We start from the raw sequence: 26,619 nt of genomic DNA on the forward strand, positions 1-26,619 counted from the left end.
TGGTCACCATGATGACTCACGAGATTCAGCTGACCACCCAGATCGCCGGCGTCCCCGGCCCCGAGCACTTCACCGTCGCCCGGACGGAGATCGCGGGCGAGGTCGTCGTCCGCACCGACTACCTGGGGCTGGCCGCCACCTACCTCGAACTCATGCGCCCCGACTGCCACCTGCCGATCCCGGCCTGGCAGCCCGGCCGGCGGGTGGGCGTCATGGCGATCGGCACCGTGCTGAGCTCCGCCGATCCCGGCCTGCGGGAGGGCGACCTGGTCCAGTCGATGAGCGGCTGGAGCACGCACTCGGCGGGACCGGCGGCCGCCTACGTCAAGCTGGACCGGGACGCCTACCCCGACCCGAGCTACCACCTGGGCCAGGGCCCCACCGCCTACCACGGCGTCGCGGACGTGGCCAAGGCCGGCGAGGGCGACGTCGTGTTCGTCTCCGGCGCGGCCGGCGGTGTCGGCTCGCTGGCCGGGCAGATCGCCCGCAACCTGGGCGCCAAGAAGGTGATCGGCAGCGCGGGCAGCCGGGCCAAGGCCGACTACCTCGTGGCCGAGCTCGGCTTCGACGCCGCCTTCGACTACCACCACGACCCGGCCGCCGCGCTCAGGGAACTGGCCCCGGAGGGCATCACCGTCTTCTTCGACACCGTCGGCGGCGCGCTGTACGACGCCGCGCTGGAGGCCGCCGCCCCGGGCGCCAGGTTCGCCCTGTGCGGATCGTTGTCCACCCAGCTCGGCGCCGCCCCCGACCGCTTCCCCGAGCCCGACCGCGACGCCGCCCGGGCCAAGGGGGTCGAGCTGCTGCCGTTCTCCTGCCACCACACGCCCGACCAGGTCGCCGCCTGGCACCGCCACTTCCGTACGGCGCTCGACCAGGGCCGCTTCGTCTACCCGCGGACCGTGGTCGAGACCGGCATCGACGGCGTGCCCGGCGCGTTCCTGGCCATGTTGCGGGGCGAGTACCGCGGCAACGTGTCGGTGCGGCTGCCATGACCACCCTGTCCCGCCGGACGCTCAACCGGGCCCTGCTCCAGCGGCAGTTCCTGCTGGAGCGGGCCGACCTGCCGGCCCTGGAGGTGATCGGCCACCTGGTCGCCATGCAGGCGCAGGAGCCGAACTGGCCCTACGTCGGACTGTGGACCCGGATCCGCCACTTCACCCACGCCGATCTCACCACTCTGCTCGCCGAGGGGCGGGTGGTGAGGTCCGGCCTGCTGCGCAGCACGATGCACCTCACCGTGGCCGGCGACTTCCGGCGGCTGCGGCCGGTGCTTCAGCCCGTCCTGGACCGCACCGCCGGATCGGCGCACTTCCGGCGCAACAACGCCGGACTCGACCCCGCGGCGCTGGTGGCCGAGGGGCGCGCCCTGCTGCGGACCGGGCCGCTGCCCAGAAGGGATCTCGCCAGGCATCTGGCGAGCCTCCACCCGGGCCGCGACAGCCGGATCCTGGCCGGCGAGATCGAACTGCGCACCCCGCTCGTGCACGACCCGGCCACCGCGTCCTGGGGCGGCTGGGGCACCCGCTCGTCGGTCGCCGTCAGCGACACCCCGGTCGACCCCTTCCACCCCGCCGCCCTCCGCGACCTGATCCGCCGCTACCTGGCCGCGTTCGGGCCCGCCACCGTGGCGGACGTGCAGGCGTGGTGCGGACTGACCCGGCTGGACGAGGTCGTCTCGGAGATGGGCGCCGGCCTGCGCCACCACACCGGCCCCGACGGACGGCGCCTGCTCGACCTGCCCGACGCCCCGCTCCCCGACCCCGACACCCCCGCCCCGGTACGGCTGCTGCCCGCCTACGACAACGCCCTCCTCGGCCACGCCGACCGCAGCCGCATCGTCGCCGACGCCGACCGCGAACACGTCGCCCCCGGCCAGGCCAGGGTCCTGCCCACGGTGCTCGTCGACGGTTACGTCCGCGGCACCTGGTCCTTCACCGCGGGCGAGGTACGGGTGACGCCGTTCCGTACCCTTTCGGCCGCGGAACGGCAGGCGGTCGACGACGAGATCAGCCGGCTGCTGCCGTTCCTGTCGCACCGCTGAGGCGCCGGGGTGCGGATGTCCCTCGGCGAAGGGGGAGGGGGCCGCGTGATTCGGGTGTTGCCGGCCGAGGACATGCGCATCCTGCGGGAGGCGCTGGCCGGGCTGCTACGGCTGGAGGCCGATCTGGAGATCGTCGCCGAGGTCGAGCACGGCGACGCGATCGTGCCGGCCGCGCTGGAGCACCGTCCCGACGTCGCGGTCATCGACATCCAGCTGCCCGGGATCGACGGTCTGGAGGCCGCCGCCGCCCTGCACGAGCGGCTGCCGTCGTGCAAGGCGCTGATCCTGACCGCCGTCGGGCGGCCGGACAACCCGCGGCGCCACGCCGCGCGAGGTGGCCCGGCAGCTCCACCTGACCTACGGCACCGTACGGAACTATCTGGCCTCGGCGGTCACCAAGCTGGGCGCCCGGCCACGACGCGGGCCGTGACGTTCGGCCGCGGCCACGGCACGGTGATCCCCGCCGGACGGGAGGCCGTCAGCGACGCCGTACGGCTGCCCGTCACCGCGCTGGACAAGCTGAGCGTCACCCTGTACGTCAAGGGCGCGACCGGCCCGGCGACCTTCCACGACATCGCCTCGGCCACCACCTTCCGCACCCGCGGCGACCACCGCTCGCGCGCCTTCACCGGGACCTCGTCCTCCTGGTACCACCTGACCGGCGTCGACGTGAAGGGCGGCGCGGGGTCGGTGGTCACGTTCGGCGACTCGGCCACCGACGGCACCGGCTCGACCCAGGACGCCGACAACCGCCACCCCGACCAGCTCGCCGAGCGGCCGGCCGCCTCGGGGCGGCGGCTGGGCGTGCTCAACGCCGGCATCTCGGGCAACCGGGTGCTGAACGACTCCGCCTGCTTCGGCGAGAAGGCCACCGCGCGCTTCCAGCGGGACGTGCTGGACCGGCCGGGTGTGCGTTCGGTGATCGTCATGGCGGGCATCAACGACATCACCTACCCCCTCATGGACACGCCGTGCAGCACGCCGAACCCCGTGGTGACGGCGGAGCAGATCATCGAGGGTCACCGCGAGCTCATCCGCGCGGCCCGCGCCCGCGGCGTACGGGGCGTCGGCGGCACGATCACGCCGTTCAAGGGCAACCCCTGGCTCTACCCCGCGGACAACGCCGCAGACGCTCGCCATGGAGAAGACCCGTGACGCCGTCAACCAGTGGATCCGCGACGGCGGCGAGTACGACGCCGTGGTCGACTTCGAGCGGGTCCTCGCCGATCCGCGCGACCCAGACCGGCTGCGCCCCGAGTACAACGACCGCGACGGGCAGGAGGGCGACTGGTTGCACCCCAACGACGCCGGGCTCGACGCCATGGCCGAGGCGGTCGATCTCGGCACCCTCTGAGCCCTCACGCTGAAACTTCCAGTTGCTGGAAATTTCTAGCGCGAGTACATTTGCCCGCATGGAGGAATCGCGGCGGGAGCGGAAGAAGCGCGAGACCCGCCGCCGCATCGTGGCGGCGGCCATCGCCCTGTTCGAGGAACAGGGGTACGAGCAGACCACCGTGACGCAGATCGCCGCGGCGGCCGACGTCGACCCCAAGACGTTCTTCAACTACTTCCGCACCAAGGACGAAGTGCTCTTCTCCGACCTGGAACGGGACTTCGACGTGCTGGTCGAGGCCATCGCGGCCCGCCGCCAGGACGAGGGCCCGGGTGAGGTGCTGGCCAGGGCGGTCGAGCGGTACGCCGCCCACCGCCGGCCCAAGGTCCCCGTCAAGGAGGCCGCGGAGCTGTCCGGCGTGACGCGGATGGCCCTGACCACGCCGGCGCTCCAGGCCAAGGGGCTCTACCTGCTGCTCGACCTCCAGCAGCGCGTCGCGGGCGAGCTGCTGAAGGCGTTCCCCGGCCTCGACCCGATCACCGCGGCCGCGATGACCGGGGCCCTGATGGGCGCCATCCAGCAGGCGGGCCTGGCCAGCGTCCGGCTCGGCCGGTCGCAGGAGGAGTTGTGGCAGGCCAGCAGGCACGGCGTGGAGATCGCCATGCGCGGCCTGCTCGCGGTGCCGCCGCCCACCCCGAACTCTTGACGCACCACCCGAGACAGGAGCGATGATCATGGGGGAAAGCATCCGGCGGCTCGCCCGCGACATGCGGCGCGCCGTACGGGAAGGCCCTGAGGCGATCGCGCGGCGGCGGCGGGCCCGGCTGGCCGAGCTGGTGGAGCACGCCCGCGCCCACTCGCCCTACTACCGCGAGCTGTACCACGGCCTGCCGGAGGGGGCCGACGACCCGGAGCTGCTTCCGGTCACCGGCAAGAAGGCGTTGATGGCCCGCTTCGACGACTGGGCCACCGACCGTGAGGTGACCCGTGAGCGGGTCGAGGCGTTCGTGGCCGATCCCGATCTCGTGGGCCACCGGTTCCTCGGCCGTTACCTGGTCACCACGACCACCGGCACCAGCGGGCAGCGCGGCCTGTTCGTGCAGGACGACCACTGCCTGGCCGTCCACACCGCCACCGGGCTGCGCACCGGCGCCGGGTTGTCGGCCCGCGACGTGCTGCGCACCCTCGCCCGCGCCGGCCGTACCGCCGTCGTCACCGCGCCGCGCGGCCACTTCGCCACCCTCGCCGGGCCGGCACGGGCGGCCCTGGACCGGCCGTGGCTCGGCCGGTTGATGCGGGTCGTCCCGACCGACCAGTCGTTGGAGAGCATGGTCGACGAGCTCAACCGGTTCGACCCGGCGAGCGTCGCCGGGTTCGTGGGGCTGCTCACGCTGCTGGCGGGGGAGCAGGAGGCCGGGCGGTTGCGCATCCGTCCGGCGCTCGTCATCCCCGGCGGCGAGACGCTGAGCCCGCAGGCCCGGGAACGCCTCGCCACCGCGTTCGGCGCGAAGGTCCGCGCCGCCTACGCCTGCGGCGAGTGCGGCTTCCTCACGTCCGGCTGCCGGGAGGGCTGGTACCACGTCAACAGCGACTGGGTCGTCCTGGAGCCGGTCGACGCCGACCATCGGCCGGTGCCGCCCGGGCAGCTCTCGCACACCGTCCTGATCAGCAACCTCGCCAACCGGGTCCAGCCGATCCTGCGCTACGACCTCGGTGACAGCGTCCTGATGCGGCCCGACCCCTGTCCGTGCGGCAACGCGCTCCCGGCCGTACAGGTGCAGGGGCGCGCGGCCGACCTGCTCACCTTCCCCGCCGAGGGCGGCGAGCGGGTCGGCATCTCGCCCATGTCCTTCAGCACCGCGCTGGCCGTGCCCGGCATGGACCAGTTCCAGCTCGTGCAGACCGCGCCCACCGTCCTGCGGGTACGCCTGCGGGCCGCCGGCGGCGCCGACGCGGACCAGGTGTGGCAGGCCGCCCGTGACCGGGTCGTCCACCTGCTCACCGAGCACAGAGCCGGTCACGTGACGATCGAGCGCGCCGGGGAGCCGCCCGAGCAGTCGGCCGGCGGGAAGTACCGCAAGATCATCCCGCTGCCGGGTCCCTGACGGCGTCCGGGGGCTTCTCAGGCTTTGTCCGTGGCCTGCCAGATGCGGCTACGCAGGTCCATGCCCCGGACGACCTGGACGCGCCAGGTGTCCAGGTCGTCCACCCACTCGGCCACGGGGGCGGGCGCATTCGAACGCGACACCCGGCGAGGCGAAAGCCGGCTCAGCCACGTTCACGCGCCGCTGCTCTCCGCTCCCACACGAAGGCCGGCACCAGCGAGACATCGCACGTCCCACCAGGACATTGACCTCGGCTTCGTGCGTGATCTCTCACACCGTACTCGGGCTCGCCGGGAAGGTCCGGGTGGGGGCTGAGACGTGCCGGTGGAAGTCCCGCATGGGGTCGTACGGAGGCGGGCGGGTGCGGCGGGCCGGGCGGTCCGAGGGCCGCCCGGCCCATCGGTTCAGCCTCCGACCACCGGCAGGCTCTCGGGTACGGGCTCCGTCGCCGGGGCCGGTTCGAGAGTCGCGAGCAGCGTCACCAGGTGGTCCGCGATCGCGGAGATGGTGGGCTGCTGCCACAGCAGCGTCGCGGGAAGACGGCAGCCGAAACGCTTCTCCAGACGCCGCCGGACCATGACGGTCATCACCGAGTCCAGCCCCTGCTCGACAAGGGGACGACGGATCGCCAGGTCCTCCGGGGCCAGCCGCATCACGGCCGCGATCTCCGCGCGGACCTCGGGCAGGACGCGGTCGCGCAGGACCTCCGGCGCCAGGCCGGCGAACGACTCACCGGGCCCCCGAAGGTCATCCTCGGCCGGGACGGGCGCGTCGATCACCGGGTAGCGCAGCCCCCTGAGGTGCCCCACCACCCGGCCGTCCACGTCGGCCAGGAGCGCCCGCACGGTGTCCTCGGCGGTCGGGTCCATCGCCGCGTCGATGATCACCGTGGACGGCGGCGCGCCGGTCAGCACCACCTCGTCGATGTGCACGACCATGCGCAACACCGGATCGCCGGGGAACACGCAGGGCGCCACGGACATGGCCGCGTCCAGCGCCGAGGCCCAGCCCTCGGCCTCCCCGGTGCGTACGGTGGCGCGCAGCACGCCGTCCGCGCCCAGCAGCGTCTCGATCGTCCAGTCGAACCCCGTCGAGGGCACGCCGACGGCGGCCAGCCGCTGGTGCACGAACCCGGGGTCGACCGGGCCGAGAGCGCCGGCGTCCGGCAGCACGTCGGGCTTCACCATTCCGGGGGCGGCGACGTCAGCGGTGACGTGCACCAGCCACGCCGGTTCCGGCTCGTCGGGGTCGCCCGGCGTACGGGCCGCGAGCCGGACCGCCGGAGGTTCGTGCACGACCTGGATCTGCCGGCGTTCCGCGGTCATCAGCGGATGCGTCATCTCCACGTCGGTGAGCGTGGCGTCCTCGTCCTCGACCGCGTGCAGGAACGTGTTGACCAGCACGGCGGCGGGCACGATCTCGACCCCGTTGAGGGTGTGGCTGCCCGGGTAGGGCCGGTTGGCGTCCTCCAGGCTGGTGCGCCACACGCGGGTCCGGCTGCCCGCGAGGCTGGTCCCGGCTCCGAGCAGGGTGTGGGAGTGCACGTCGTGCCCTCGGTTGTCGTCCTCGCCGGAGCTCTCACGCCAGTGGCGGCGGTGTTGCCAGGCGTACGGCGGCAGGTCGGCCAGGCCGCCGTACGGCTGCAGGCGGTGCCAGTCCACCTCGACGCCGTGACAGTGCGCCGTGCCGACCGCGACGAGGAAGGCCGGCAGCTCCGGCTGGTTCCGGCGCAGCGAGACGCCGACGAACACGTCCTCGAACCCGTTCTCCGAGAGCGTCTCGGTGACGGAGTGCGCGACCACGGGGTGCGGGGAGATCTCCAGGAACACGCGGTAGCCGTCCTCGGCGGCGGCCGTCGTCGCCGCGGTCAGCCGTACGGGGTCCCGGAGGTTCGCCGCCCAGTACGCGCTGTCCAGGACGGGCGTCGCCCGGGGGTCGGCCAGCGCGGTCGTGTACATGGGGATGCGGGGCGCGCCGAACGACAGATCGGCGGTGGCGGCGGCCAGTTCGACGGCCAGCGGGTCCATGTGCGGGCTGTGGAAGGCGACGTCCGAGGCCACCCGCCGGACCACGATGCCCTCGGCCGGCCACTCGTTCACCACCTCCTCGACCGCGGCGACGTCGCCGGACAACACGGTGGAGCCCGGCGCCGACGAGATCGCGGCCACCAGGTCGGCACGGCCGGCCAGCCGGTCCGCCGCCTCCTCGAAGGACAGGTCGACCATCACCATGGCGCCCTTGCCCTCGGCCTGCCGCAGCAGCCGGGAACGCCGGCAGATCAGGCGGGCGCCGTCGGCGACGCTCATCGCGCCGGCCGTCACCGCCGCCGCGATCTCGCCGACGGAGTGGCCGATGACGGCCTTCGGCGCGACCCCGTACGCGTTCCAGAGCCTGGCCAGGCCCAGTTGCATGACGAAGATCATGGTCTGCACGCGGTCGATCGTGTCGAGGTCGCCGTCGGCCAGGACCTGCCGCGGCGAGAAGCCGATCTCCGCGGCGAAGATCGGCTCCACCTCGTCGACGAGGGACGCGAACTCCGGTACGGCGAGCAGTTCCCGTCCCATGCCGCGCCACTGGCAGCCCTGCCCGGAGAAGACCCAGACCGGCCCGGGGCCGAGTTCGGGCAGCACGTCCCCGGTGAGGACCGCCTCGGCCGGCACGTCCTCCGCGAGTCTGCGCAGGTGGGCCGCCAGTTCGTCCTGGTCCGTCCCGATCACGACGGCGCGGCGGGCCAGGTGGGTGCGCCGGAGCGCCAGCGTGTGCCCGGCCGACGCCGGGTCGAGCCCGTTCCCGAGGTGATCGGCGAGCTTGCCGGCGTACTGCCGCAGGGCCTGCTCCGACGCGGCCGACAGCGGGAACAGCCGCTCCGACCGGGCAGGCGTCCCCTCGGCCTCGGGCGCGGGCGGGGCCTGCTCAAGCAGGATGTGCGCGACGGTGCCCCCGTACCCGAAGCTGGAGACGCCCGCCCGGCGGGGGTGGTCGCGCTCCGGCCAGGCGGTTTGCCCGGTCACCACACGCAGGCCCGAGGTCTCCCACGCGACGGCCGGGTTCAGGGTGTCCAGCACGCTCGGGGGGATCTCGCCGCGGTGGAGGGCGAGCACCGCCTTGATGACGCCGGCGATGCCGGCGGCGCCTTCGAGGTGGCCGATGTTGGACTTGACCGAGCCGATGAGGCACGGGTCGCCGGGGGGCCGCCCCGAGCCGTACACCGAGGAGAGCGCGCCCGCCTCAAGCGGGTCGCCCAGCCGGGTGCCGGTGCCGTGCGCCTCGATGTAGTCGACGGTGGACGGCGCGACGCCCGCCTGCTTGCAGGCCCGGGCCATCACGTGTTCCTGGGCCTCCCCGCACGGCGCCATGATGCCGTTGGTGTGCCCGTCCTGGTTCACGGCGCTGCCGGCGACGAGCGCGAGGACGCGGTCGCCGTCGCGCTGCGCGGCGGACAGCCGCTTGAGCACGACCACGCCGCAGCCCTCGCCGCGGCCGTAGCCGTCGGCCGACGCGTCGAACGACTTGGACCGCCCGTCGGGGGCCAGGGCCCCGGCGGTGCCGAGCGTGAGGGTCTGGCCGGGGGTGACCAGCAGGTTGACGCCGCCGGCGAGGGCGACGTCGCTCTCGCCGAGCCGCAGGCTCTGCGCGGCCAGGTGCAGCGCGACCAGCGAGGCCGAGCAGGCGGTGTCGATCGCCATGCTGGGGCCGCGCAGGTCGAGGGAGTAGGAGATGCGGTTGGCGACGGCGCAGGTCGCGGCGCCGATCCCGGTCCACGCCTCGATCTGGGGCAGATCCTCCAGCAGCCGGCCGCCGTAGTCGGCCGTGCAGACGCCGACGAACACCCCGGCGTCGGTCCCGGCCAGCTCGTGCGGCGGCAGGCCGGCGTGCTCCAGGGCCTCCCACGCGGTCTCCATCAGGATCCGCTGCTGCGGGTCCATCAGCTCGGCCTCGCGGGGCGACAGGCCGAAGAACTCGGCGTCGAAGCCCTCGATGTCGCTCAGGAAACTGCCATGACGTACGGCGTCGCGCAGCGCGGCGGCGTGTTCGGGGCTCCGGTTCTCGTACCGGCGCCAACGTTCGGCGGGCAGCGGCCGGGTCGTGTTCCGGCCGGCGCACAACAGGTCCCAGAACTCGTCCGGCGAGTGGACGTCGCCCGGAAGACGGCATCCGATCCCGACCACCGCGACTGGTTCCACCCGGGCTCCGCGCGGAGTGTCGACCATCTGTGTTCGTTTCCCTTCGATGTCAGACCCACTGAGGAGTTTCGAGGATTTTGATCACGGCACCGGAGACGGTCACTCCCGGCCCGGTGCCCAGCATCAGCAGGTGATCGCCGGGGCCCAGCTGCCCGGTCGTGAGCAGGTGGTCGAGCGACAGGACCTGATCGCTGGCCCCGCAGTGGCCGATGGTGCGGCCGTAGTCCCAGGTCGAGCGGGACATGGGCAGGTCGACCACGGCCATGCACCGCTGTTCGACGATCTCCTCGGAGTAGTTCATGAACGCCACCCGGGTGAGGTCGCCGGCCTCGATCCCGCTCTCGTCCAGCACGCGCTCGACGATCTCCATGAGCGCCCGCTGGATGTTGAACAACGCCGAGGTGGCCTCGCCCTTGGGCATGACCTGCTGCCGGAACTGCTCGTTCCGGGCCGCGAAGCTCATCCGGCGCCCGACCGTGACACCCGGCGGGAACAGGGGCTCGCTGCCCCGGTGCAGCTCCTCGGCCTCGGCCACCGTCGTCGTGCAGACCGACATCAGGCGCGCGAATCCGCCGTCCTTGGAGAGCACGAGCGCGCCGGCGGCGTCCCCGCCGATGTAGCCGGGGCCCATCCGCCACCGGTCCATCAGCGGGGTGCCGTAGTTGTCGGCCGAGACCAGCAGGGCGGCCTGCCGGTGCGGAGCGGCGCTCAGGTGGCCGGCCGCGAGTTCCAGGGCGATGAACATCCCGTTGCAGCCCTGCCGGATCTCGGTGGCCAGGACGTCCCCGCCGACGAGGTGACGCTGCAGGTAGGAGTGCGGGGGCCAGCCGTCGGGCCCCTGGTGCCAGGTCGAGGCGTACAGGAGGAGGTCCAGGTCGGCCGGGGCCCGGCCGCTGCGCTTGATCGCGCTGCGCGCCGCGTGCAGGGCCATCTCCGGAGCCGGTACGTCCCCGGCCACCACCGTTCCCGCCAGATTGTGCAGCTCGGCCTCTTCCGCCGGGTACCAGCCCTTGGCGACGGCCTTCTCGACGCTGACGACGGTCCGGGGGAGGTAGGCCCCCACGCCGCTGATGTACGTGTCCGCGTACCGCATGACTCTGTCCTCGTCCCGGTTAAGCGGATTGGAGTTCCCTGACCATCGTCACGATGGTCGCGACGTCCCTGAAGTTCTCGGGGTCGAGCTTCGCGGCGGTGATGGTGACGCCGATGTCCTTGCGGAGGAAGTTCAGCAGGCGCGCCGTGCGCAGGGAGTCGAGCAGCCCCGACACGAGGAGCGGGGTCGTCGCGTCGACCTTGATGTCGTCGCCGTCCAGGACGAGGTTCTCCTGCACGAAGTCGACCAGCCTCTGCGTGATGTCGCTCATGCGCGCGCCCCCTTCGTGACGGGCGAGGTGGACAGGACGCGGAAGGCCGCCGCGGCGACCGACGTACCGGAGCCGAACCCGACCATGAGCAGATGGTCGCCGGCGACGAGCCCGCCGGTCGCGATCAGATGCTCGAAGGCGATGAACTGGTCCACCGCGCCGCAGTGGCCGACGCGCCGCCCGTAGTCCCAGGTCGTCTGGTCCTCGTCGATGCCCAGCCAGGACATCTGCCCGTCCAGGTCCTCGCGGCGGCCGTGCGGGAAGGCCACCTTCGTGATGTCGGAGAGCCCGATCCCGGCCTCCTCCAAAGTCTGTTCGACCTGCTGCATCATCGTCTTCTGGATCGTCAGGTGGATCCCGGTCCCCTGAGCCTTGAGCAGCCGCTGGCGGAACTCCTCGTGCCGGTCCCCGAAGCTCAGCCCCCTGCCGACCGTGGCGTCCGGGGGGAACAGGGGATAGGCGCCGTCGTTGACCGCGTCGGCCTCCGGGATCACCGTCACGTTCACCGACAGGAGCTCGGCCATGCCGTAGTCCTTGCCGAGCACGATCGCCGCCGCGGCGTCGCCGATCAGCGCCCCGGGGGTCATCCGCCAGCGGTCCACCAGCGGTGTGCCGTGGTTGTCGGAGGAGACGACCACGGCCGTGTCCCGGTCCGCACCGGCCTGGAGGTAGCTCGCCGCCAGTTCGAGCGAGCTGATCATCCCTACGCAGCCGCTCCGGATCTCGTGCGCCGGCACGCCCCCGCCGAGCAGGTGCATCTGCAGGTAGTGCTGAGGCTGCCAGCCGTTCGGGCCCTGGTGCCAGACCGACGGGTAGAGCAGCAGGTCCAGATCGCGGGGGGAGGACTCACCCCAGCGGTCGTACGCGTCCAGGACCGCGAGCCGCGCCATCTCCGGCGCGGGCATGTCCCCGGCCACCGCCGCGCCGATCTGCCGGAATTCCTCGGCCTCCGCGGCCGGGTACCAGCCCTCGCGGACCGCCTGCTCGACGCTCACGCTGTCAGGCACATAAACGCCTAAGCTCCTGACAAACATGTTGGATGTACGCACACGTCCCCTTACTCATCGACGAATCCCGGACAGCGGCCTTCAGCAGGGGAAGGCGGCTTATCCGATTCATTTCGGGCCCCGGGAATCACGCGCCCCCGGCCGGTCAGCGAATACGACGCGAAATGGGCCGGCGGGCCGTCCCGGGTAAGGATAGGGCTGGCCCGTCGGATAAAGCAATATTTCGATCCGCGACCTTCCGTGACCGAGGATCGACGGAACGTGTCGCATTCAGGAAATAAGTATTTCCGCTTCGTATCGCGGATTATCCGAATGTAATTCTGGAGAGCGCGCCGGGCCGTCGCCATTCGGTCCCGCCCGGCGCGCGTCGTCTCAGGGCACTCGCGTGCAGGGGATGTTGTTCAGTTTGAACTGGGCGGGAATGGCATTCGTCCCGGTGACGTTCGCCGTGAAGCCGAGGCCCTGGCTGGAGCCGGGACCGATGTAGGTGTTGGTGCCGTCGTCGCGGGCGGTCACCTGCGTGCCGGTCTGGGTCACCGTGGAGTTCCAGGAGTTCGTGACCTGCTGGTTGCCCGCCCAGGTCCACGTGAGGGTCCAGCCGTAGATGGGGGTCGTGCCGGTGTTCCTGATGGTCGCGGTGCCGTTGAACGCGCCCGGCCAGACCTCGGTGGCGTAGGTGACCTCGCAGGAGGTGCCCATCTTGAGCCCGCCGCGCAGGAAGGTCGCGAAGTTGGCCCAGGTGGGGTTGATCGTGCCCGTGCCGACGGTCTCGGTGCAGTCCGTGGTGGTGGAGACGGTCTGCGAACCGAAATGGGCGGGGTCCATGACCTGGGGCACCATGTGGTCAGCGCCGGGCACCGAGATGAACGTGGCGTCACCGCACTGAGCCTTGATCCTGTTGTAGAGCAGGACGCTCTGCCCGTGCGGCACCAGGAAGTCGGCCTGGCCGTGCAGGAACATCAGCGGCGGATCGTTGCTGTCGACGTACGTCATCGGGTTGGCTTGGGCCACGGCGGCCGGGCAGGTCTGGATCGGGCAGCCGACCAGGAGGGACTCCGGGGAGGCGGGGGAGTCGTGGTCCAGCCCGCCGGTCGGCAGGTTCTGCGAGTTCATCTGCAGGAAGTTGGTCGGGCTGAAGAAGGCGACCCCCGTCTGCACGGCGCTGGAGACGCCGGTCGTGCCGAGCGTGCCCTCCAGCGCGGGCACGCCGGCGGACAGGGTGGCCATCTCCGTCAGCCAGCCGCCGGAGGAGTCGCCCATGATCGCGAAGCGGTTGGGATCGAGCTGGTACGTGCCGGCGTTCGCGCGCAGCCAGCGGATCGCCGACTTGATGTCGTGAACCTGGGCCGGGAAGATCGCCTGGGAGCTGGACCGGACGCTGACGCCGGCCACGGCGAAGCCGAGCGGGTTGAAGATCGCCGCGATGGCGTCCGCGCCGGCCTTGCCGTTGTCGCTGCTCCACGCCGAGCCGGTGTGCCAGATCAGCAGCGGCCGGGGCGTGATGCCGGTGGCGGGCAGGTAGAGATCCAGGAGGTGCCCCTTGCTGCCGGCCGGTTGTGCGGGCGCGTAAGCGATATCGGTGAACGTCTGCGTGGCGTGAGCCGGCGGCGCGAAGGCTGCCGGCACTCCGACGGCGGCCAGCACGGTCATCGCCAAGCCGATGAAGGCCGTGCGGATTCGAGCTTGCATGGTGCGACTCCGGTTGGTCGGATGATCGCCGCTTTCCGTGGCCGTGCGTGTCTCGTCCGGTGGCAGGGCAGCCGTGATCGGCGTGCCGACCGTAGCGCCTGCGAGAACAACGTCGTGCTCGAGTGTCGCGGCTCACATCGATATGGGCGGGGAGACGATATGACACGTATGCAACGATGGTCAAAGTTTTCGTGCTGCCGTTTCCAGGCGGCCAGAGAAGCGGCATAAATCGTACTTTGGGGGCGTAAGGCGCGGAGACGGCCCCAGAGCATCCATGGCATGCACAGGCGGTCGGATACGCACCCACGAGGTCTTTCGCGGCCGTCCGGTCCGCAATTGACAGCGGCCGCAACTCCGTGCGCCGTTCCCCGGCAACGCCGATGAAAGTTTCACGAACTCCGGCGGTCGATTCCGCCGTGACAATCATTCCGGCGCGGTGGGTGATAATGTCCTCCGTCATGATCTCCCCAGTCGCAGGAGGACGAATGCGAAAGGCACGCGCTGTTCTCGTCTCAGCCGTCATGGTTCTCGGAGTGACGCTGACGATCGGCGCCGCCCCGGCACACGCCGAAAGACTGGCCGGCGTCTTCCGGGAACACTCGGAGTGCGAGCGGACCGGCACCTACGGCATCACCCAGACCTGGTGGGACGACTATTCATGCGAGTGGCAGAGCCAGTACCTCTACTACTTCCTCTACGCGTGACCTCGTGAGACGCACGCGCCCCCGGTCCGATCCTCAGGGCCCGGGGGCGCGTGCGCCCGCACCACGAGCCCGGGCGGCGGACGTCCCGGCCGCGGAAAATCATCCCTGAGGGGGACGGGGAATCAAGGGTCGCTTTGACGACCGGGGAGAGGGACGACTTCTACCGTTCGGTCCATGGTTTTCAACACGAACACATTCCGCCGCGCCGCTGCGGGCGCCGGCCTTGTCCTCTCCGTCCTCGCCCTTCCCGTCGCGGCACAGGCCGCCACGGCGCAGACCTCCACCACCCCGGTCATGGTCGGTGTCTACCCGACGTCGGACGCGTGCGCCCGTGCGGCCGCCACGTACACCGCCGCCGGGAAGACCGCCTCCTGCCGTCCGAGCAGCATCTACGCGCGGCCTCCCTACTGGATGCTGTACGTCTCGTAGCCCGGTGCGATCGGGCGCGAAGCCCGGCGTTCGCCCAGGTCGACGCCTGGGCGAGCGCCCTGCCGGACAAAGGCGGCCGCGACCTCGCCCGACCGGTCGGCGACCGGCTACGCGGGGCGCAGCAGCTCCTCGCGCCTGGTCAGCAGCCGGCTGGTCTCGGCCAGCAGCTGGGCACGGCGCGCCTTGAGGTACGCACAGGTGTCGTGCACCCACCGCGCCAGCTTCTCCACTTCGGCCCGGGTCTTCTCGATGCGCTGATGCTTGAGCACATCGCTGATGATGTTGTCGAAGAAGGTGTCCACGAACCATCGGGTGTCCACCTTCGGCATCACCGGCCCGGCCGCGATCCCGATGTCGGCCAGCTCGCGGGAGAATACGTCCAGAGCTCGCTGGGCGTGCCAGGCGGCCTTGTCGGCGCTGGTCAGCTTGTCGTGCTCGTAGGCGTCGGCGAGCAGGCCGCCGCCGAACACGTCGAAGGTGGAGGCGGTCCTGGCGGAGTCGAGCAGGCGCAACACGATGCCGAGCGCCTCGTACGCGCCCTGACCCGCCCGGTGGGCCTCCTCGCACTCATGCGTGTCGGAGCTCGCCCGGTTGAGCGCGGCGCCCAGGTCGGCCAGCTCACGCGCGAGTGGATCACCGCTCCGGATGAGCTGCCGCTCCTTCTCGGCCAGCAGCCGGGCGTACTCCCGGGACGCGGGGTCGAGCACGACCAGCTCGGCGTCGGCCGCCGCCGCGTCGGCTTCGAGCCGCGCGAGCCGGGCCCGGTGGCCGTCCACGCGTTCCCTGGCCACCACCACCTCGGCGCGCTCGCGCTCCAGCCGCTCCTCCCGGTTGCCCACCAGGCGGGCCAGGACGGCGGACAGCCCGCCTTCCAGCCGGGCGACGTCACGCTCCTCCTCGACCAGCTCGAACTCCAGGTCCGCCAGGGTTTCGCGGACGTCCGCGATCTGTTGCGCGGTGGTCGCGCGCAGGCGCCGGACGTGCTCAGCACGGCGCATCCTGCCGGACGCCTCGCGCAGCCGTTCGTCAAGTTCCGGAGAGAGGGTCACACCATGACGACGAACAGGCCGGACCGGACGTTCCGCGCAATTCCCCGAGCGCGGCGTCTCCTGCCGCCCTGCACCCAGATCCAGCTGATCCACAAGAAGTGCTCCCGATGCTGCCGGACCTGCGTACGAACAAGCTCGTGTGGCCCGCGGTCGTGCTCACCCTGACCGCGCTCGTCACCACCCCCACCGCCCAGGCCACGGCGACCGGGAGCGGCAGCAGCGACTTCCACGGCGACGGGTACCAGGACCTGGCGCTGGGCACCTCCGGGGCGCCGGGCCCCGGGGGAGTCACGGGCGCCGTCACCATCCTGTACGGCGGCCCGAACGGCACCTCCGGCCACTCACTGCGCCGCCCGGCTGCCTGACGCCGAACAATACCCCCTGCACCGACTGGGGCAGACAGGTGGCCGCCGGCGACGTACACGGCACCGGCCGGCAGCAGATCGCCCTGATCACGAGCAGAACCCCGGGCGAGTCCCCGTACCTCTACCTGTTGGACGATCTCACCCCCGAGATCGCGACCCGCGAGAACAGCCCGCGGGCCTGGGGCGCCCTGTGCAACGCCGACAACCGGGACGTCCTCGGCTGCCCCAAGAAGGACTCCCGCCTGGCCATGGGCGACGTGGACGGCAACGGCCATGTGGACCTCGTCATGACCAATCCCAGCATGCGCGGCATCCAGATCTGGGCGCGCCCAACGCCACCGCGTCCGGGCAGGCGGGAGCCGGCGGGATCGTCGTGATCCCGGGGTCGAAGAGCTCACCTCGCGGCCCGGTGCTCTCCGCGGCCCGGATCATTACCCAGGACGCCATGACAGCCCCCGACGGGGGCGCCCCGGCCAAGAACGGCGGGGCGGGCATGCTCGTCGTCCTGCGCGGCTCGTCCGACGGCGTCTCCGCCACCGGCACCCAGGTCTTCCACCCGAGCCAGTACGGCATCGCCTCACCCCAGACCGCCTCCGGCCAGACCCTGGCCCGACAACCGTCGTCCTCGGACCGTCGCCGGGCCCGGCGCCCGGTGACCACCAGGCCGTACGCCGACGGTTCATGATGTCCCCGGGGCGACGCCACGCTCATGGCCGCCGAGGGGCGGGAGGAGGCGGAGATGGGCGCGTACCCGGCCCGCTGGGCGCTGTACGACGACGTCGGATCACATTCACGCCGGTTGTCCCGGTGAAGCTGACGGGGGTCGATGGGTGAGGTAGGCGAGGACGGCGAGGACGCGGCGCTGGCGGTCGCCGTCCTCGGCCATGTCCAGCTTCTGGAAGATGCTCCGCATGTGGGTCTCGACGGTGCGTTCGGCCAGGGACAACCTGGCGGCGATGCCCGCGTTGCTGTGACCTTCGGCCACCAGGGTGAGCACGTCGTGCTCGCGCTGCGTGAGCGCGGCGAGCGCGCCCCGGTGCCGGGTGGGGGCCAGGAGCCCGGGCCGAAGTGGCGCGGCACCGGCTTCCCCTTCGAGCTGGTCGCCCGGCACAGCGGCAAGTGCCTGGACGTCCAGGACGCCGGCCGCGCCCACGGCGCCCACGTCCTCCAGGCGACCTGCTCCGACCCCTCCCACCCCCGCCCCAACCAGGTCTGGCGCATGCGAACCCCCTGACGCCGTCGGGCGGCAGGACCGTAGAGCCGGGACGACCACCATTTCGGGTGGCCGTAATGTCCGTGACGCCGCCCGTTCAGTGACAGCGGTAATGATCTTCGCGTTGCTCTTTCCAGCAGATCAGGAGTTCTCGTGAAGCGCATGATCTCGCTCGTCGTCCCGCTGCTCGGCGGGGCGGCGCTGCTCATGGCGGGCGCCGCCCCCGCCTCGGCGGACGTCGACTACTACAAGATCAACGGATTCAAGACGATCCAGAGCCAGAACAACGGCGTGAACTTCAGCGCCAAGTCCGGCCGCTGCAACTACCAGGCGAAGTTCACCATCCAGACGGGAGGGGCCGGAGCCCCCAACACGCCGGGCGCCTACCTGTGGATCATGGGCAAGCTGCTGCCCGGCTATCCCGTGGTCAACGGCAAGCCCAACTGCCAGGTCATGGTCTCCGGCCACCTGTACGACTGGAGCAGCAACACCTTCGACTCGACGGACCTGACGATGGCTCCTCAATACGGAGACACCTCGAACTTCGACATGTGGATCAAGACGAAACTCGGGGACTACGCGAACTACTCCGGCAGGACGCTGCAGTACGTCGAGTTGCGCGTCACCGACCTGGGATGGCACGACTACCTCAACCAGAGCGTCGTGGCCAAGTTCTACGACACCAGAATGTGCTCGCCGGGTGGATCCAAGCCCAAGTGGGACTGCGGTTACTACCAGAGCGGCACCACCAACCAGTGACCCGGGATCGAGCTCCACACCCGTGAGACCCCCGACACCCCCACCGGCGTCCGCGGCCGGGGGTGTCGCCCCCCAGACCACGGCCGGCCTGCAGATCAGGGTGCGGGCCGTTCGATCCGGACGCGCCCGCGTGGTCATTCGCGCGGGCGATGGACGACCTTGTCGGTCGAACGGCCGGGATAGACCACGAGCAGGTGCTCCTCCAGCGGCGCGTCGGGGTCGTCCTCGTCCCACGGCACCGTACGGGCGTGCACGCGCAGGCGGTAGCGGCCCGGACCGGCGACGGCCAGGTCGGGCAGCGGCCCCGCCGCCCCGCTGTCGCCGCCCTCGGGGTACGCCGGCACGACCAGGCGGCCGCTGCGGCTGACGATGCCCACCTCGACCACCCGGTCCCAGCCGGCGAGCCGGAGCGGCGGGGCACGGTCGAAGGCCTTGACCGTCATGCACATCGGCGCGTTCTCCTCGGAGGTCACGACGGCGGCGCCGCTGCCGGCGGCGTCGATGAACCCGTCCTCGACGGCGTCGAAGATGTCGGCGGCCTCACCGTCACCGCCGTAGATGTCCCCGGGATCGCCTCCGCTGTCGTCGCGGTCGTCGTAGACGGCGTAGCCGCCCCCTTCGAACAACATGTACGCGGCCGTGCCCTGCCGCCTGGCCCGCACCTTGGGCCACGGGTCGGCGCACCGGGCGTTCGCCTCGGCCTTCCACCTGGCCTCTTGCAGGTCACGCTCGGCCTGAGCGCGGTACGCGTCGGCGGTCTGCCGGGCGACGACGCCGGGACACAGGTACTCAAGGGCCGCGGTCAGCTCGATGACGTCCCCCATGCCGCCGGCCCGCTCGTGCAGCGTTCGCCGTTCCCGGTCGCCGGGCAGGGCGCACAGTTGCGCGCCGTAGGCGAGGACGCGCTGGTCGGCCAGCCGTTCGGGGAACATCGTGCCCGCCGCGAAGGTCTCGTTCCTGGCCAGGCAGAGGAACGACCGCCGCCGTTCGCCGGGCCCGAGGCCGGTCGCGGGGCGCAGCCGGTCGCGGCAACCCTCGTCGGCGGCCGTGTAGGTGAGCCGGGCGTCCCGCTCCGCGCCGACGACCGCCATCGGCAGGACGAGCACGAACGCGGCGGCGGCGAGCAACCGCGGCGCCCGCCCGGTTCCGGCCGCCGCGCCGTCCAGGGAGGGCGCGGCGAGCTCGTGCGCGGTACGCGCCGCCCACACGACGAGCAGCCCGCCGAGCGCCTGCACGACGGGCGACAGGCCGTCGGACGTCAGCCATCCGCCCTGGAGCAACGCGAACGCCGTCGGGAGCAGCAGGGCGGTCCAGCCGACGGCGACCGTGACGGCACTGAACCGGCTGTCGCGTCGCTGCCCGGCGATGATCATCACCTTGCAGCCGACGGTCGCCATCACCAGCGGGAGCGCCGCCGCCGGCGGGACCTCGGCGAACGGCCGCAGCGCCGCGCCCAGCACCCCGGTCAGGCCGAGCCCGAGTGTGACGACCCGGAACCGGGCCGACACCCCGGAGAGGGCCCGTACCAGCAGGAACATCGTGGCGGTCCACACGGCCCAGCGCACGACGTGCTCCGCGACGCCGGACAGGTCGTCGAGCAGCTCCCAGAGCAGCAGGTCGCCGAGCACGTCCGCGTAGAGCAGGCGCCGCAGCCACACCACCTCGCGCGGCAGCGTCCCGGCGCGCGGCGCGGCGGGCCCGCGCAGGATCTGCCACAGCGCCCACGCGTTGAGCACGCAGATCGCCGTGGGCAGGAGCCGCGCCTCGTCGTCCGACGGCCAGAAACGCGCCGTCGCGACGACGACGAACCACCGCCCGCCGTCGTACCAGGCGGCGACGGCGGCGGTGGTCAGATAGAGCGCGACGGCGACGGCGGCCGGACGCCCGAAGCGGTGACGGGCGACGGCGGCCCGGAGTAGGACGACGATGCGGATGATCTTATTGGACCGGCCGCCGCCCGCTTGCCGCCTGTCGGGGCCCGTCCGGGACGGGCCCCGACGCCGCTACTTCTTCTCGCAGGTGCGGTGACCGAGGAACACGTCGTCGATCCCCCACCACCCGGAAAGCTCGGATTCACCTCGCGCACCCAGATCGCCGCCTGGTACTTCGACCACGTGGCGCCCCCGCCGCAGGAGTAGGCGTGGGTCCCGTGCTCAGAACGCCGCCTCGGGAACTTCCATGAGATGGTTGTCCGCCGCCTCGACGACCGCGCGGTGACCGTCGAGCAGGGGCAGCACGGTGAGCGCGAAGAACCGCGCGACGGCCGTCTTGCCCACGTAGAAGGCGTGCGCGTCGGGGGAGAGGTCCCCCTGGTCCAGCCGGCGACGGGCCGTCGCGGCCTGACGCAGGAGCAGGTAGCCGACCATCAGGTCGCCCGCGCACATGAGCAGCCGGGTGGTGTGCTGGCCGGCCTTGTAGTGTTCGCGAGGGTCCCGCGCGGCACGTCCGGTGTGGCCGAGCATCGCCTCGACCATGCCGGCGACGGCGTCCCGGGCCCTGGCCAGGGCCTCGCGCTCGCTCCGCAGGCGGTCGTCCCCTCCGACGGCACGCAGGAACTCGTCGATCTCGGCCAGGACGACGTCGAGCGCGGCCCGGCGGTCTCTGACGATCTTGCGGAAGAACAGGTCCTGACCCTGGATCGCGGTGGTGCCCTCGTACAGGGTGTCGACCTTGGTGTCCCGTACGTACTGCTCCAGCGGGTAGTCCTGGAGGTAGCCGGAGCCGCCGAGCACCTGGAGGGCGTGCGCGAGCTGCTCGTACGAGCGCTCCGAGCCGACGCCCTTGACGATCGGCAGCAGGAACGCGTTCACGGCGCGGGCCCCGGTGACGTCGGTGCCCGTGCGCTCGCCGGCCGCCACCCGGTCCTGCCAGTCGGCGGTGTAGAGGACCAGCGCCCGCAGCCCTTCGGCGTACGCCTTGGTGAGCATCAGGCTGCGGCGTACGTCGGGATGGTTGACGATGGTCACCTTGGGCGCGTTCCGGTCGCCCAGCCGGGTGAGGTCCGCCGACTGGATCCGGGTGCGCGCGTGGTCGAGGGCGTGCAGGTAGCCCGTCGACAGAGCCGCGACGGCCTTGAGCCCGACCATCATGCGGGTGTGCTCGATCACGTGGAACATCTGCGCGATGCCGTTGTGCACGTCGCCGAGCAGGAACCCGACGGCGGGCTCCCGCTCGCCGAAGCGGAGCTCGCACGTGGTGGAGGCCTTGATGCCCATCTTGCGTTCGAGGTTGGTCGCCCGTACGCCGTTGCGGGCGGACGGCTCGCCGCTCTCCTGGTCGAACAGGAACTTCGGCACGATGAACAGCGACAACCCCTTCGTGCCCACCGCCTCGGCCCCCTCCGGACGGGCCAGCACCAGGTGCACGATGTTCTCCGCGAGGTCGTGCTCGCCGGAGGTGATGAAGCGTTTGACTCCTTCGAGGTGCCAGGTCCCGTCCTCCTGCCGGACGGCTCTGGCGCGGCCGGCGCCGACGTCCGAACCGGCGTCGGGCTCGGTGAGCGCCATGGTGGCGCCCCAGCCTCGCTCGACGATGTGCGCGGCGATCCTGCGCTGCTCCGCGGTGCCCTCCCGGTGGACGACCGCGGCGAACGGCACCCCGGTGCCGTACAGGTGGGCCACGGGGTTGGACCCGAGGAGCAGCTCGGCCACCGCCCAGACGAGCGTGCGCGGTGCGGGTACGCCGCCCAGCTCCGGCGGGGCCTCCAGCCGCCACCACTCCGCGGCGCGCAGGGCGGCGTAGGACTTCTTGAGCGACTCGGGCACGACGACGTCCCCCGTGCCGGGGAAGAAGACGGGCGGATTGCGGTCGGCGTCGGCGTACGAGGCGGCCAGCGGCCCTTCGGCCAGCCGGGCCACCTCCGCGAGGATGTCCCGGCAGGCGTCGCGGTCCAGCTCGGAGAAGACGCCGGAGCCGAGGAACCGGTCGATGCCGAGCACCTCGAACAGGTTGAACTCGATGTCGCGGACGTTGCTTCGGTAGTGGCTCATCGGCCCGGCCTCTCCTCCGTCACGGGGGCGTGCGTCAGTGGTAGTAGCGGAAGACCGGCTGGGCGACGCAGACGGGCTTGTCGCTACCCTCGGCCGACAGGGTCACGTTGAGCACGAGCTGGACGCCGCCGCTGATCTGCGTGACGTCGGCGACCACCGCGTGCAGCCTGATCCTGGCCCCGGAGGGCACGGGAGCGGGGAAGCGTACCTTGTCGAGCCCGTAGTTGACCTTGGTGGTGGCATCCCGGACGTCGAGCAGGTCGCCCCACAGAGGGATGATCAGCGCGAGGGTCAGGTAGCCGTGGGCGATCGTGCCGCCGAACGGCCCGGCGGCGGCCGCGACGGGATCCACGTGGATCCACTGGTGGTCGCCGGTCGCCTCGGCGAAGAGGTCGATCCGGTTCTGGTCGACGGCGAGGTACGGGCTGTGGCCGAGGTCCCGGCCGAGCAGGCCGGGCAGTTCGGCGACGGTGACGGTCGTGGTCATGACGGATCTCCGATCATTGCGGCAGGCCGAGCAGGCGGCCCGCGTTCTCCTTGAGGATCTTGGGACGGACCTCGGGCTTGATGTCGAGCCGGTCGAAGTCGGCGATCCACCGGTCCGGCGTGATGAGGGGGAAGTCGGAGCCGAACAGCACTTTGTCCTTCAGCAGCGTGTTGGCGTAGCGGACCAGGTTCGGCGGGAAGTACTTGGGCGACCAGCCCGACAGGTCGATCCAGACGTTCGCCTTGTGCGTGGCGATGGCCAGAGCCTCGTCCTGCCAGGGGAAGGACGGGTGGGCCAGCACGATCTGCAGGTCGGGGAAGGTCGCGGCGACCTCGTCCAGGAGCATGGGGTCGGACAGGCCCAGCCGGATGCCGCCGCCGCCGGGAAGCCCGGCTCCGATGCCCGTCTGGCCGGTGTGGAAGACGGCCGGTACGCCGAGCGCGGAGATCGCCTCGTACAGGGGGAAGGCCGCGCGGTCGGTCGGGTCGAAGTTCTGCAGGCTCGGGTGGAACTTGAACCCGCGCACCCCGTGCTCGGTCACCAGCCGGGCGGCGGCGCCGACGCCGGCCTCGCCGCGCAGTGGGTCGATGCTGGCGAAGGGGATGAGGACGTCGGGGTGGCGGGCCGCCGCGCGGGCGACGAACTCGTTGCCGATGGGGGGATGGCCGGTGGCGCGTTCGTGGTCGACGGCGAAGACGACCGCGGCCATGGCGCGCTCACGGTAGACGCCGGCGACCTCGTCCACGGTCGGGGTGCGGTGCTCCGACTTGAAGTAGGCGGCGGAGGCCTCCATCAGGTCACCGCCGAGCGAGGTGTGGCCTTCGTCGTCCACCTCGACGTGGACGTGCACGTCGATGGCCGTGAGCGAGGAGAGGCTGATCGGCTGGGTCATGCGCGCTGCTCCAAGGGCTGGGGGACGGGCTCGCCGACCGTCTGGGCATGCGGGCGGAACGTGGCCGGCCAGGTCTCGGCCAGCGCGTCGGCGCTCCAGCCGTCGTCGGTGAAGGCGCTGACGATCTGCTGCGGGTGTGACCAGAGGCTGACCTTGTCGCCGCCGACGCCGATGGCCTGCCCGGTGACGTCCGCGGCGGCGTCCGAGGCGAGGAACGTCACCACGCCGGCGGCGTCCGCGGTCGATCCGAGCGCGACGGCGCGACGGGCGAAGGAGGACAGCTTCTCGCCTCTGTCCAGCGCCTCGACGTGCTCGCGCAGGAAGGGCACCGTCCTGGTCATCTCGGTGGCGGCCACCGGGATGACCGCGTTGACGGTGATGCCGGCCCGGGCCAGCTCCATGGCCCAGGTGCGGACCATGCCGACGATTCCCGCCTTGGCGGCGGCGTAGTTGGTCTGGCCGAACGTGCCGCGCTGGCCGGTGGGCGATCCCACGCAGATGATGCGCCCTCCCTCGGCCTGCGCGCGCATGTGCACGGCCGCCGCGCGGGCACAGGTGAACGTGCCGCGCAGGTGGACGTGGACGACGGTGTCGAAGTCCTCGTCGCTCATCTTCCACAACACCGTGTCACGCAGGACGCCGGCGTTGGCGACCATGACGTCGAGCCTGCCGAACGCGGAGACCGCCCGGTCGACGAGGCTCTGCGCGGCTTCGGCGGTCCCGATCGCGGCAACCTGCGCGACGGCGGTGCCGCCGGCCGCGGTGATCGACTCGACGGCGGCGTCGGCGGCCGCCGGGTCGATGTCGTTGACGACCACGCTCGCCCCGGCGGCTGCCAGGTCCTGGGCGTAGGCCAGTCCCAGCCCGCGTCCGGCCCCGGTGACCACCGCTACTTTCCCTGTCAGATCAGCCATCGGCCTCTGCTCCCGTCGCTCTCGCCTCTGTCGAACCTTGGGCTGGACCGTACGCAAAAATAGATGATAAAGTCAATAACTGAAAAGTTCCTTCATTGACAACCTCTACGAGAGGGTTGCCGTGAGTGCACAAGACGTGGGGCTGCTCGACGACACAGGCTTCCTGCTGGCCCATGCCAGCGGCGCGATCGTGCGGCTGACCAACGCCAGGCTCGCCCCCTTCGACCTGCGGGTCCGTCACTTCTCCGTCCTGTCGCTGGTGTGCGACCGCGACGGGCTGACCCAGCGCGACATCGCGGAGTTCCTCGGGATGGACCCCAGCCCAGTGGTCTCGCTCATCGACACGCTGGAGGCCCGAGGTCTGATCGAGCGGCGGCCCCACCCGGTGGACCGCCGGGCGCGCGAAGTGGTGGCCACCCCCGAAGGACACGCCGTGCGCGAACGGGCCCAGGTCGACGTCGCCGCCGCCCGCCAGGACTTCCTGAAGGTGCTGCCGCGGGACGAACAGGACCAGTTGCTCGTCGTCCTCAGGCATCTGGCCGTCGCCCACCTCGGCCAGGACCACGTGGACGCGGGCGCGCCCTCCGATGCGTAACCAGGGTCTGGGCTCCTGGGCCCTTCGCCGTGCTCGTTCCACCCCTCATCGGACCGCCCTCGTGGCGGGGAACGACGAACTGACCTACGCGCGCCTCGCGGAACGCTCCACCCGCCTCGCCCACGCCCTGCGCTCGATGGGGACCGGGCCCGGCGACCGGGTCGCCTACCTCGGTCCCAACGCGCCCTCGTTCGTGGAGACCATGTTCGCCGTCCACCTGCTCGGGGCGGTGTTCGTACCGCTCAACACCCGGCTCACGGCGGCGGAGCTCAGCTTCCAGCTCGACGACTGCGGCGCGTCCGTGCTGCTGTACGACGTCCGGCACGACGAGGTGGTGCGGCAGTTGCGGGTGGCCGCCGCCCCCGTGACCGTGACCATCGGCGGAGACCCGGCCGCCGCCGGCTACGAGACCCGGCTGCGGGCCGCCTCCGCCGAGCTCATCGACGAGCCGGTCGGGCACGCCGACCCCGCGATGATCCTCTACACGTCCGGGACGACGGGACGGCCCAAGGGCGCGGTCCTCACCCACGGCAACGTCATCTGGAACTGCCTCAACGTCCTCATCGAGATCGACATCACCGGCGACGAGGTCACCCTGGTCAGCGCCCCGTTGTTCCACGTCGCCGCGCTCAACATGACGCTCCTGCCGACCCTGCTCAAGGGCGGCCGCGCGGTGCTGATGACCGGCTGGGACGTCGAGAGCTGCTTCGACCTGGTCGAGCGGCATCGGGTCACCTGGATGTTCGGCGTACCGACCATGTTCGCGGACCTGGCCCGCGCGTCCCGCTGGAGTTCGGCCGACCTGTCCTCGATCCGCTCCCTGCTGGCGGGGGGCGCCTCCGTGCCCACCTCGCTGATCGCCGCGTACCAGGAGCGGGGGCTGCGGTTCCTCCAGGGGTACGGCCTCACCGAGGCCGGCCCCGGAGCGTTGATCGTCACGGCCGACATGAGCACGGTGAAGGTCGGCGCGGCGGGCGTGCCGCACTTCTTCTCCGACGTCCGGCTGGCGGGACCCGGCCCCGACGGCGGCGGCACGGAGGGCGAGCTGCTCATCAGCAGCCCGACGGTGATGGCGGGCTACTGGGGCAGACCCGACGCGACCGCCGCCGCCGTCACGGACGACGGCTGGATCCGGACCGGCGACGTGGCCCGGGTCGACGATGACGGCTACTACTCCATCGTCGGCCGCCTCAAGGAGATGTACATCTCCGGCGGCGAGAACGTCTATCCCGCCGAGGTCGAAACCGCGCTGCTGCTCCATCCCGCGGTGGCGGAGTGTGCCGTGATCGGCGTGCCCGACGAGCGGTGGGGCGAGGTGGGGCGGGCTTTCGTCCGCCTGAACCCCGATCGTCCGGCCGCGGAACAGGAACTGCTGGCCTTCCTCGACGGCAGGCTGGCCAGATACAAGATCCCCAAAACGGTCCGGTTCGTGGACGAGCTGCCACGGACCGGGTCCGGCAAGATCCACCGCGGCCTCCTGCGGTGACCGGCCCATGA

At 71.6% G+C, this 26,619-nt stretch carries 29 protein-coding genes; 16 read left to right on the plus strand and 13 right to left on the minus strand.

From position 1 onward, the window contains the following. Window positions 1–8 precede the first annotated feature (8 nt). Genes IEZ27_RS15135 through IEZ27_RS15160 form a run of 6 tightly spaced genes read left to right on the plus strand, consistent with a single transcriptional unit; the run spans window position 9 to window position 5,482 of the window. Complete coding sequence (locus tag IEZ27_RS15135; RefSeq protein WP_189647764.1) at window positions 9–995, plus strand: MDR family NADP-dependent oxidoreductase; 987 nt, start codon at window positions 9–11, stop codon at window positions 993–995. Further along, the gene (locus IEZ27_RS15140; protein WP_189647765.1) at window positions 992–2,044 is read left to right on the plus strand and encodes a winged helix DNA-binding domain-containing protein; all 1,053 of its coding nucleotides are present in this window, start codon (window positions 992–994) and stop codon (window positions 2,042–2,044) included. Before IEZ27_RS15135 ends, IEZ27_RS15140 begins: the two co-directional genes overlap by 4 nt. Window positions 2,045–2,089: 45 nt before the next feature. Beyond that, a complete protein-coding gene (locus IEZ27_RS55520) occupies window positions 2,090–3,199 on the plus strand; it encodes a GDSL-type esterase/lipase family protein (RefSeq protein ID WP_446686193.1) in 1,110 nt (369 codons plus the stop codon). Next, window positions 3,183–3,398: an SGNH/GDSL hydrolase family protein gene (locus tag IEZ27_RS53875; RefSeq protein WP_229823993.1), complete on the plus strand. Its 216-nt coding sequence runs from the start codon at window positions 3,183–3,185 to the stop codon at window positions 3,396–3,398. Before IEZ27_RS55520 ends, IEZ27_RS53875 begins: the two co-directional genes overlap by 17 nt. 58 nt (window positions 3,399–3,456) lie before the next feature. Continuing rightward, on the plus strand, window positions 3,457–4,083 hold the full coding sequence (locus IEZ27_RS15155; RefSeq protein ID WP_189647766.1) for a TetR/AcrR family transcriptional regulator: 627 nt from the start codon (window positions 3,457–3,459) through the stop codon (window positions 4,081–4,083). A gap of 28 nt (window positions 4,084–4,111) precedes the next feature. After that, window positions 4,112–5,482: a phenylacetate--CoA ligase family protein gene (locus IEZ27_RS15160; protein ID WP_189647767.1), complete on the plus strand. Its 1,371-nt coding sequence runs from the start codon at window positions 4,112–4,114 to the stop codon at window positions 5,480–5,482. Between the two features lie 17 nt (window positions 5,483–5,499). Here IEZ27_RS15160 and IEZ27_RS54960 read toward each other — a convergent pair whose 3' ends face one another. The 6 genes from IEZ27_RS54960 to IEZ27_RS15185 form a co-directional block, all read right to left on the minus strand. Next, a complete protein-coding gene (locus tag IEZ27_RS54960; protein ID WP_268246062.1) occupies window positions 5,500–5,625 on the minus strand; it encodes a hypothetical protein in 126 nt (41 codons plus the stop codon). 261 nt (window positions 5,626–5,886) lie between these two features. Continuing rightward, window positions 5,887–9,666 (minus strand): type I polyketide synthase, encoded by a 3,780-nt coding sequence (locus IEZ27_RS15165; protein WP_229823994.1) that lies wholly within the window; start codon window positions 9,664–9,666, stop codon window positions 5,887–5,889. 49 nt (window positions 9,667–9,715) lie between these two features. Further along, on the minus strand, window positions 9,716–10,759 hold the full coding sequence (locus tag IEZ27_RS15170) for a ketoacyl-ACP synthase III family protein (protein ID WP_189647769.1): 1,044 nt from the start codon (window positions 10,757–10,759) through the stop codon (window positions 9,716–9,718). 19 nt (window positions 10,760–10,778) lie between these two features. Beyond that, window positions 10,779–11,030, minus strand: a complete 252-nt coding sequence (locus tag IEZ27_RS15175) for a phosphopantetheine-binding protein (protein WP_125634540.1) — start codon at window positions 11,028–11,030, stop codon at window positions 10,779–10,781. Then, the gene (locus IEZ27_RS15180; protein WP_229823995.1) at window positions 11,027–12,037 is read right to left on the minus strand and encodes a ketoacyl-ACP synthase III family protein; all 1,011 of its coding nucleotides are present in this window, start codon (window positions 12,035–12,037) and stop codon (window positions 11,027–11,029) included. Before IEZ27_RS15180 ends, IEZ27_RS15175 begins: the two co-directional genes overlap by 4 nt. Before the next feature lie 372 nt (window positions 12,038–12,409). After that, window positions 12,410–13,726 (minus strand): cellulose binding domain-containing protein, encoded by a 1,317-nt coding sequence (locus tag IEZ27_RS15185; protein ID WP_189647770.1) that lies wholly within the window; start codon window positions 13,724–13,726, stop codon window positions 12,410–12,412. Between the two features lie 533 nt (window positions 13,727–14,259). Between IEZ27_RS15185 and IEZ27_RS15190 the strand changes: the two genes are divergently transcribed. Together IEZ27_RS15190 and IEZ27_RS15195 are read left to right on the plus strand one after the other, a co-directional pair. Continuing rightward, entirely contained in the window at window positions 14,260–14,430 is a 171-nt protein-coding gene (locus IEZ27_RS15190) for a hypothetical protein (RefSeq protein WP_229823996.1), read from the plus strand. A gap of 174 nt (window positions 14,431–14,604) precedes the next feature. Then, window positions 14,605–14,859 (plus strand): hypothetical protein, encoded by a 255-nt coding sequence (locus tag IEZ27_RS15195; RefSeq protein ID WP_125634548.1) that lies wholly within the window; start codon window positions 14,605–14,607, stop codon window positions 14,857–14,859. 107 nt (window positions 14,860–14,966) lie between these two features. Here the strand turns inward: IEZ27_RS15195 and IEZ27_RS15200 are convergent, their stop codons facing one another. Continuing rightward, a complete protein-coding gene (locus IEZ27_RS15200; protein WP_189647772.1) occupies window positions 14,967–15,908 on the minus strand; it encodes a hypothetical protein in 942 nt (313 codons plus the stop codon). A 107-nt stretch (window positions 15,909–16,015) separates the two neighbouring features. Between IEZ27_RS15200 and IEZ27_RS15205 the strand changes: the two genes are divergently transcribed. The 3 genes from IEZ27_RS15205 (at window position 16,016) to IEZ27_RS15215 (ending at window position 16,958) form a co-directional block, all read left to right on the plus strand. Beyond that, window positions 16,016–16,273, plus strand: a complete 258-nt coding sequence (locus IEZ27_RS15205) for an integrin alpha (protein ID WP_189647773.1) — start codon at window positions 16,016–16,018, stop codon at window positions 16,271–16,273. Window positions 16,274–16,311: 38 nt separating this feature from the next. After that, window positions 16,312–16,650 (plus strand): hypothetical protein, encoded by a 339-nt coding sequence (locus IEZ27_RS15210; RefSeq protein ID WP_189647774.1) that lies wholly within the window; start codon window positions 16,312–16,314, stop codon window positions 16,648–16,650. A gap of 68 nt (window positions 16,651–16,718) precedes the next feature. Next, window positions 16,719–16,958 carry a hypothetical protein gene (locus IEZ27_RS15215; protein ID WP_189647775.1) on the plus strand — a complete coding sequence of 80 codons (240 nt, stop codon included), beginning with the start codon at window positions 16,719–16,721 and terminating at the stop codon, window positions 16,956–16,958. 105 nt (window positions 16,959–17,063) lie between these two features. Here IEZ27_RS15215 and IEZ27_RS53880 read toward each other — a convergent pair whose 3' ends face one another. Further along, complete coding sequence (locus IEZ27_RS53880; protein ID WP_229823997.1) at window positions 17,064–17,270, minus strand: helix-turn-helix domain-containing protein; 207 nt, start codon at window positions 17,268–17,270, stop codon at window positions 17,064–17,066. A 3-nt stretch (window positions 17,271–17,273) separates the two neighbouring features. On the opposite strand from IEZ27_RS53880, the gene IEZ27_RS53885 reads away from it, so the two are divergent. After that, window positions 17,274–17,507, plus strand: a complete 234-nt coding sequence (locus tag IEZ27_RS53885; RefSeq protein ID WP_229823998.1) for an RICIN domain-containing protein — start codon at window positions 17,274–17,276, stop codon at window positions 17,505–17,507. 132 nt (window positions 17,508–17,639) lie between these two features. Further along, window positions 17,640–18,245 (plus strand): hypothetical protein, encoded by a 606-nt coding sequence (locus tag IEZ27_RS15225; protein WP_189647777.1) that lies wholly within the window; start codon window positions 17,640–17,642, stop codon window positions 18,243–18,245. A 134-nt stretch (window positions 18,246–18,379) separates the two neighbouring features. On the opposite strand, the gene IEZ27_RS15230 is transcribed toward IEZ27_RS15225, so the two are convergent. Then, window positions 18,380–19,981 (minus strand): hypothetical protein, encoded by a 1,602-nt coding sequence (locus IEZ27_RS15230; protein ID WP_189647778.1) that lies wholly within the window; start codon window positions 19,979–19,981, stop codon window positions 18,380–18,382. Here IEZ27_RS15230 and IEZ27_RS54965 point away from each other — a divergent pair. Beyond that, on the plus strand, window positions 19,974–20,102 hold the full coding sequence (locus IEZ27_RS54965; RefSeq protein WP_268246063.1) for a hypothetical protein: 129 nt from the start codon (window positions 19,974–19,976) through the stop codon (window positions 20,100–20,102). The two genes, IEZ27_RS15230 and IEZ27_RS54965, sit on opposite strands and share 8 nt — an antisense overlap. 296 nt (window positions 20,103–20,398) lie before the next feature. Here IEZ27_RS54965 and IEZ27_RS15235 read toward each other — a convergent pair whose 3' ends face one another. From IEZ27_RS15235 to IEZ27_RS15250, 4 genes are read right to left on the minus strand one after another with little or no spacing between them, the layout of a single operon-like run. After that, the gene (locus IEZ27_RS15235; protein WP_189647779.1) at window positions 20,399–22,234 is read right to left on the minus strand and encodes an acyl-CoA dehydrogenase; all 1,836 of its coding nucleotides are present in this window, start codon (window positions 22,232–22,234) and stop codon (window positions 20,399–20,401) included. A gap of 34 nt (window positions 22,235–22,268) precedes the next feature. Further along, on the minus strand, window positions 22,269–22,721 hold the full coding sequence (locus tag IEZ27_RS15240; RefSeq protein ID WP_189647780.1) for a MaoC family dehydratase: 453 nt from the start codon (window positions 22,719–22,721) through the stop codon (window positions 22,269–22,271). A 13-nt stretch (window positions 22,722–22,734) separates the two neighbouring features. Beyond that, the gene (locus IEZ27_RS15245) at window positions 22,735–23,613 is read right to left on the minus strand and encodes an amidohydrolase family protein (RefSeq protein WP_189647781.1); all 879 of its coding nucleotides are present in this window, start codon (window positions 23,611–23,613) and stop codon (window positions 22,735–22,737) included. Then, a complete protein-coding gene (locus IEZ27_RS15250) occupies window positions 23,610–24,527 on the minus strand; it encodes an SDR family NAD(P)-dependent oxidoreductase (RefSeq protein ID WP_189647782.1) in 918 nt (305 codons plus the stop codon). Before IEZ27_RS15250 ends, IEZ27_RS15245 begins: the two co-directional genes overlap by 4 nt. A gap of 121 nt (window positions 24,528–24,648) precedes the next feature. Here IEZ27_RS15250 and IEZ27_RS15255 point away from each other — a divergent pair, with 121 nt between their 5' ends. Further along, window positions 24,649–25,122: a MarR family winged helix-turn-helix transcriptional regulator gene (locus tag IEZ27_RS15255; RefSeq protein WP_189647783.1), complete on the plus strand. Its 474-nt coding sequence runs from the start codon at window positions 24,649–24,651 to the stop codon at window positions 25,120–25,122. Then, window positions 25,115–26,608, plus strand: coding sequence for an acyl-CoA synthetase (locus tag IEZ27_RS15260; protein WP_189647784.1), 1,494 nt, complete (start codon window positions 25,115–25,117; stop codon window positions 26,606–26,608). Before IEZ27_RS15255 ends, IEZ27_RS15260 begins: the two co-directional genes overlap by 8 nt. Window positions 26,609–26,619: the final 11 nt, after the last annotated feature.

Source organism: Nonomuraea spiralis (genome assembly GCF_014648435.1).
Classification (GTDB): Bacteria; Actinomycetota; Actinomycetes; order Streptosporangiales; family Streptosporangiaceae; genus Nonomuraea; species Nonomuraea spiralis.

What these genes read in the sequence shown, in the direction of transcription:
- IEZ27_RS15135 (WP_189647764.1), top strand. Translation starts at nt 9, where the DNA reads ATGATGACTCACGAGATTCAGCTGACCACCCAGATCGCCGGCGTCCCC.
- IEZ27_RS15140 (WP_189647765.1), top strand. Translation starts at nt 992, where the DNA reads ATGACCACCCTGTCCCGCCGGACGCTCAACCGGGCCCTGCTCCAGCGG.
- IEZ27_RS53875 (WP_229823993.1), top strand. Translation starts at nt 3,183, where the DNA reads ATGGAGAAGACCCGTGACGCCGTCAACCAGTGGATCCGCGACGGCGGC.
- IEZ27_RS15155 (WP_189647766.1), top strand. Translation starts at nt 3,457, where the DNA reads ATGGAGGAATCGCGGCGGGAGCGGAAGAAGCGCGAGACCCGCCGCCGC.
- IEZ27_RS15160 (WP_189647767.1), top strand. Translation starts at nt 4,112, where the DNA reads ATGGGGGAAAGCATCCGGCGGCTCGCCCGCGACATGCGGCGCGCCGTA.
- IEZ27_RS15170 (WP_189647769.1), bottom strand. Translation starts at nt 10,759, where the DNA reads ATGCGGTACGCGGACACGTACATCAGCGGCGTGGGGGCCTACCTCCCC.
- IEZ27_RS15175 (WP_125634540.1), bottom strand. Translation starts at nt 11,030, where the DNA reads ATGAGCGACATCACGCAGAGGCTGGTCGACTTCGTGCAGGAGAACCTC.
- IEZ27_RS15185 (WP_189647770.1), bottom strand. Translation starts at nt 13,726, where the DNA reads ATGCAAGCTCGAATCCGCACGGCCTTCATCGGCTTGGCGATGACCGTG.
- IEZ27_RS15195 (WP_125634548.1), top strand. Translation starts at nt 14,605, where the DNA reads ATGGTTTTCAACACGAACACATTCCGCCGCGCCGCTGCGGGCGCCGGC.
- IEZ27_RS15205 (WP_189647773.1), top strand. Translation starts at nt 16,016, where the DNA reads ATGCTGCCGGACCTGCGTACGAACAAGCTCGTGTGGCCCGCGGTCGTG.
- IEZ27_RS15215 (WP_189647775.1), top strand. Translation starts at nt 16,719, where the DNA reads ATGACAGCCCCCGACGGGGGCGCCCCGGCCAAGAACGGCGGGGCGGGC.
- IEZ27_RS15235 (WP_189647779.1), bottom strand. Translation starts at nt 22,234, where the DNA reads ATGAGCCACTACCGAAGCAACGTCCGCGACATCGAGTTCAACCTGTTC.
- IEZ27_RS15240 (WP_189647780.1), bottom strand. Translation starts at nt 22,721, where the DNA reads ATGACCACGACCGTCACCGTCGCCGAACTGCCCGGCCTGCTCGGCCGG.
- IEZ27_RS15245 (WP_189647781.1), bottom strand. Translation starts at nt 23,613, where the DNA reads ATGACCCAGCCGATCAGCCTCTCCTCGCTCACGGCCATCGACGTGCAC.
- IEZ27_RS15250 (WP_189647782.1), bottom strand. Translation starts at nt 24,527, where the DNA reads ATGGCTGATCTGACAGGGAAAGTAGCGGTGGTCACCGGGGCCGGACGC.
- IEZ27_RS15260 (WP_189647784.1), top strand. Translation starts at nt 25,115, where the DNA reads ATGCGTAACCAGGGTCTGGGCTCCTGGGCCCTTCGCCGTGCTCGTTCC.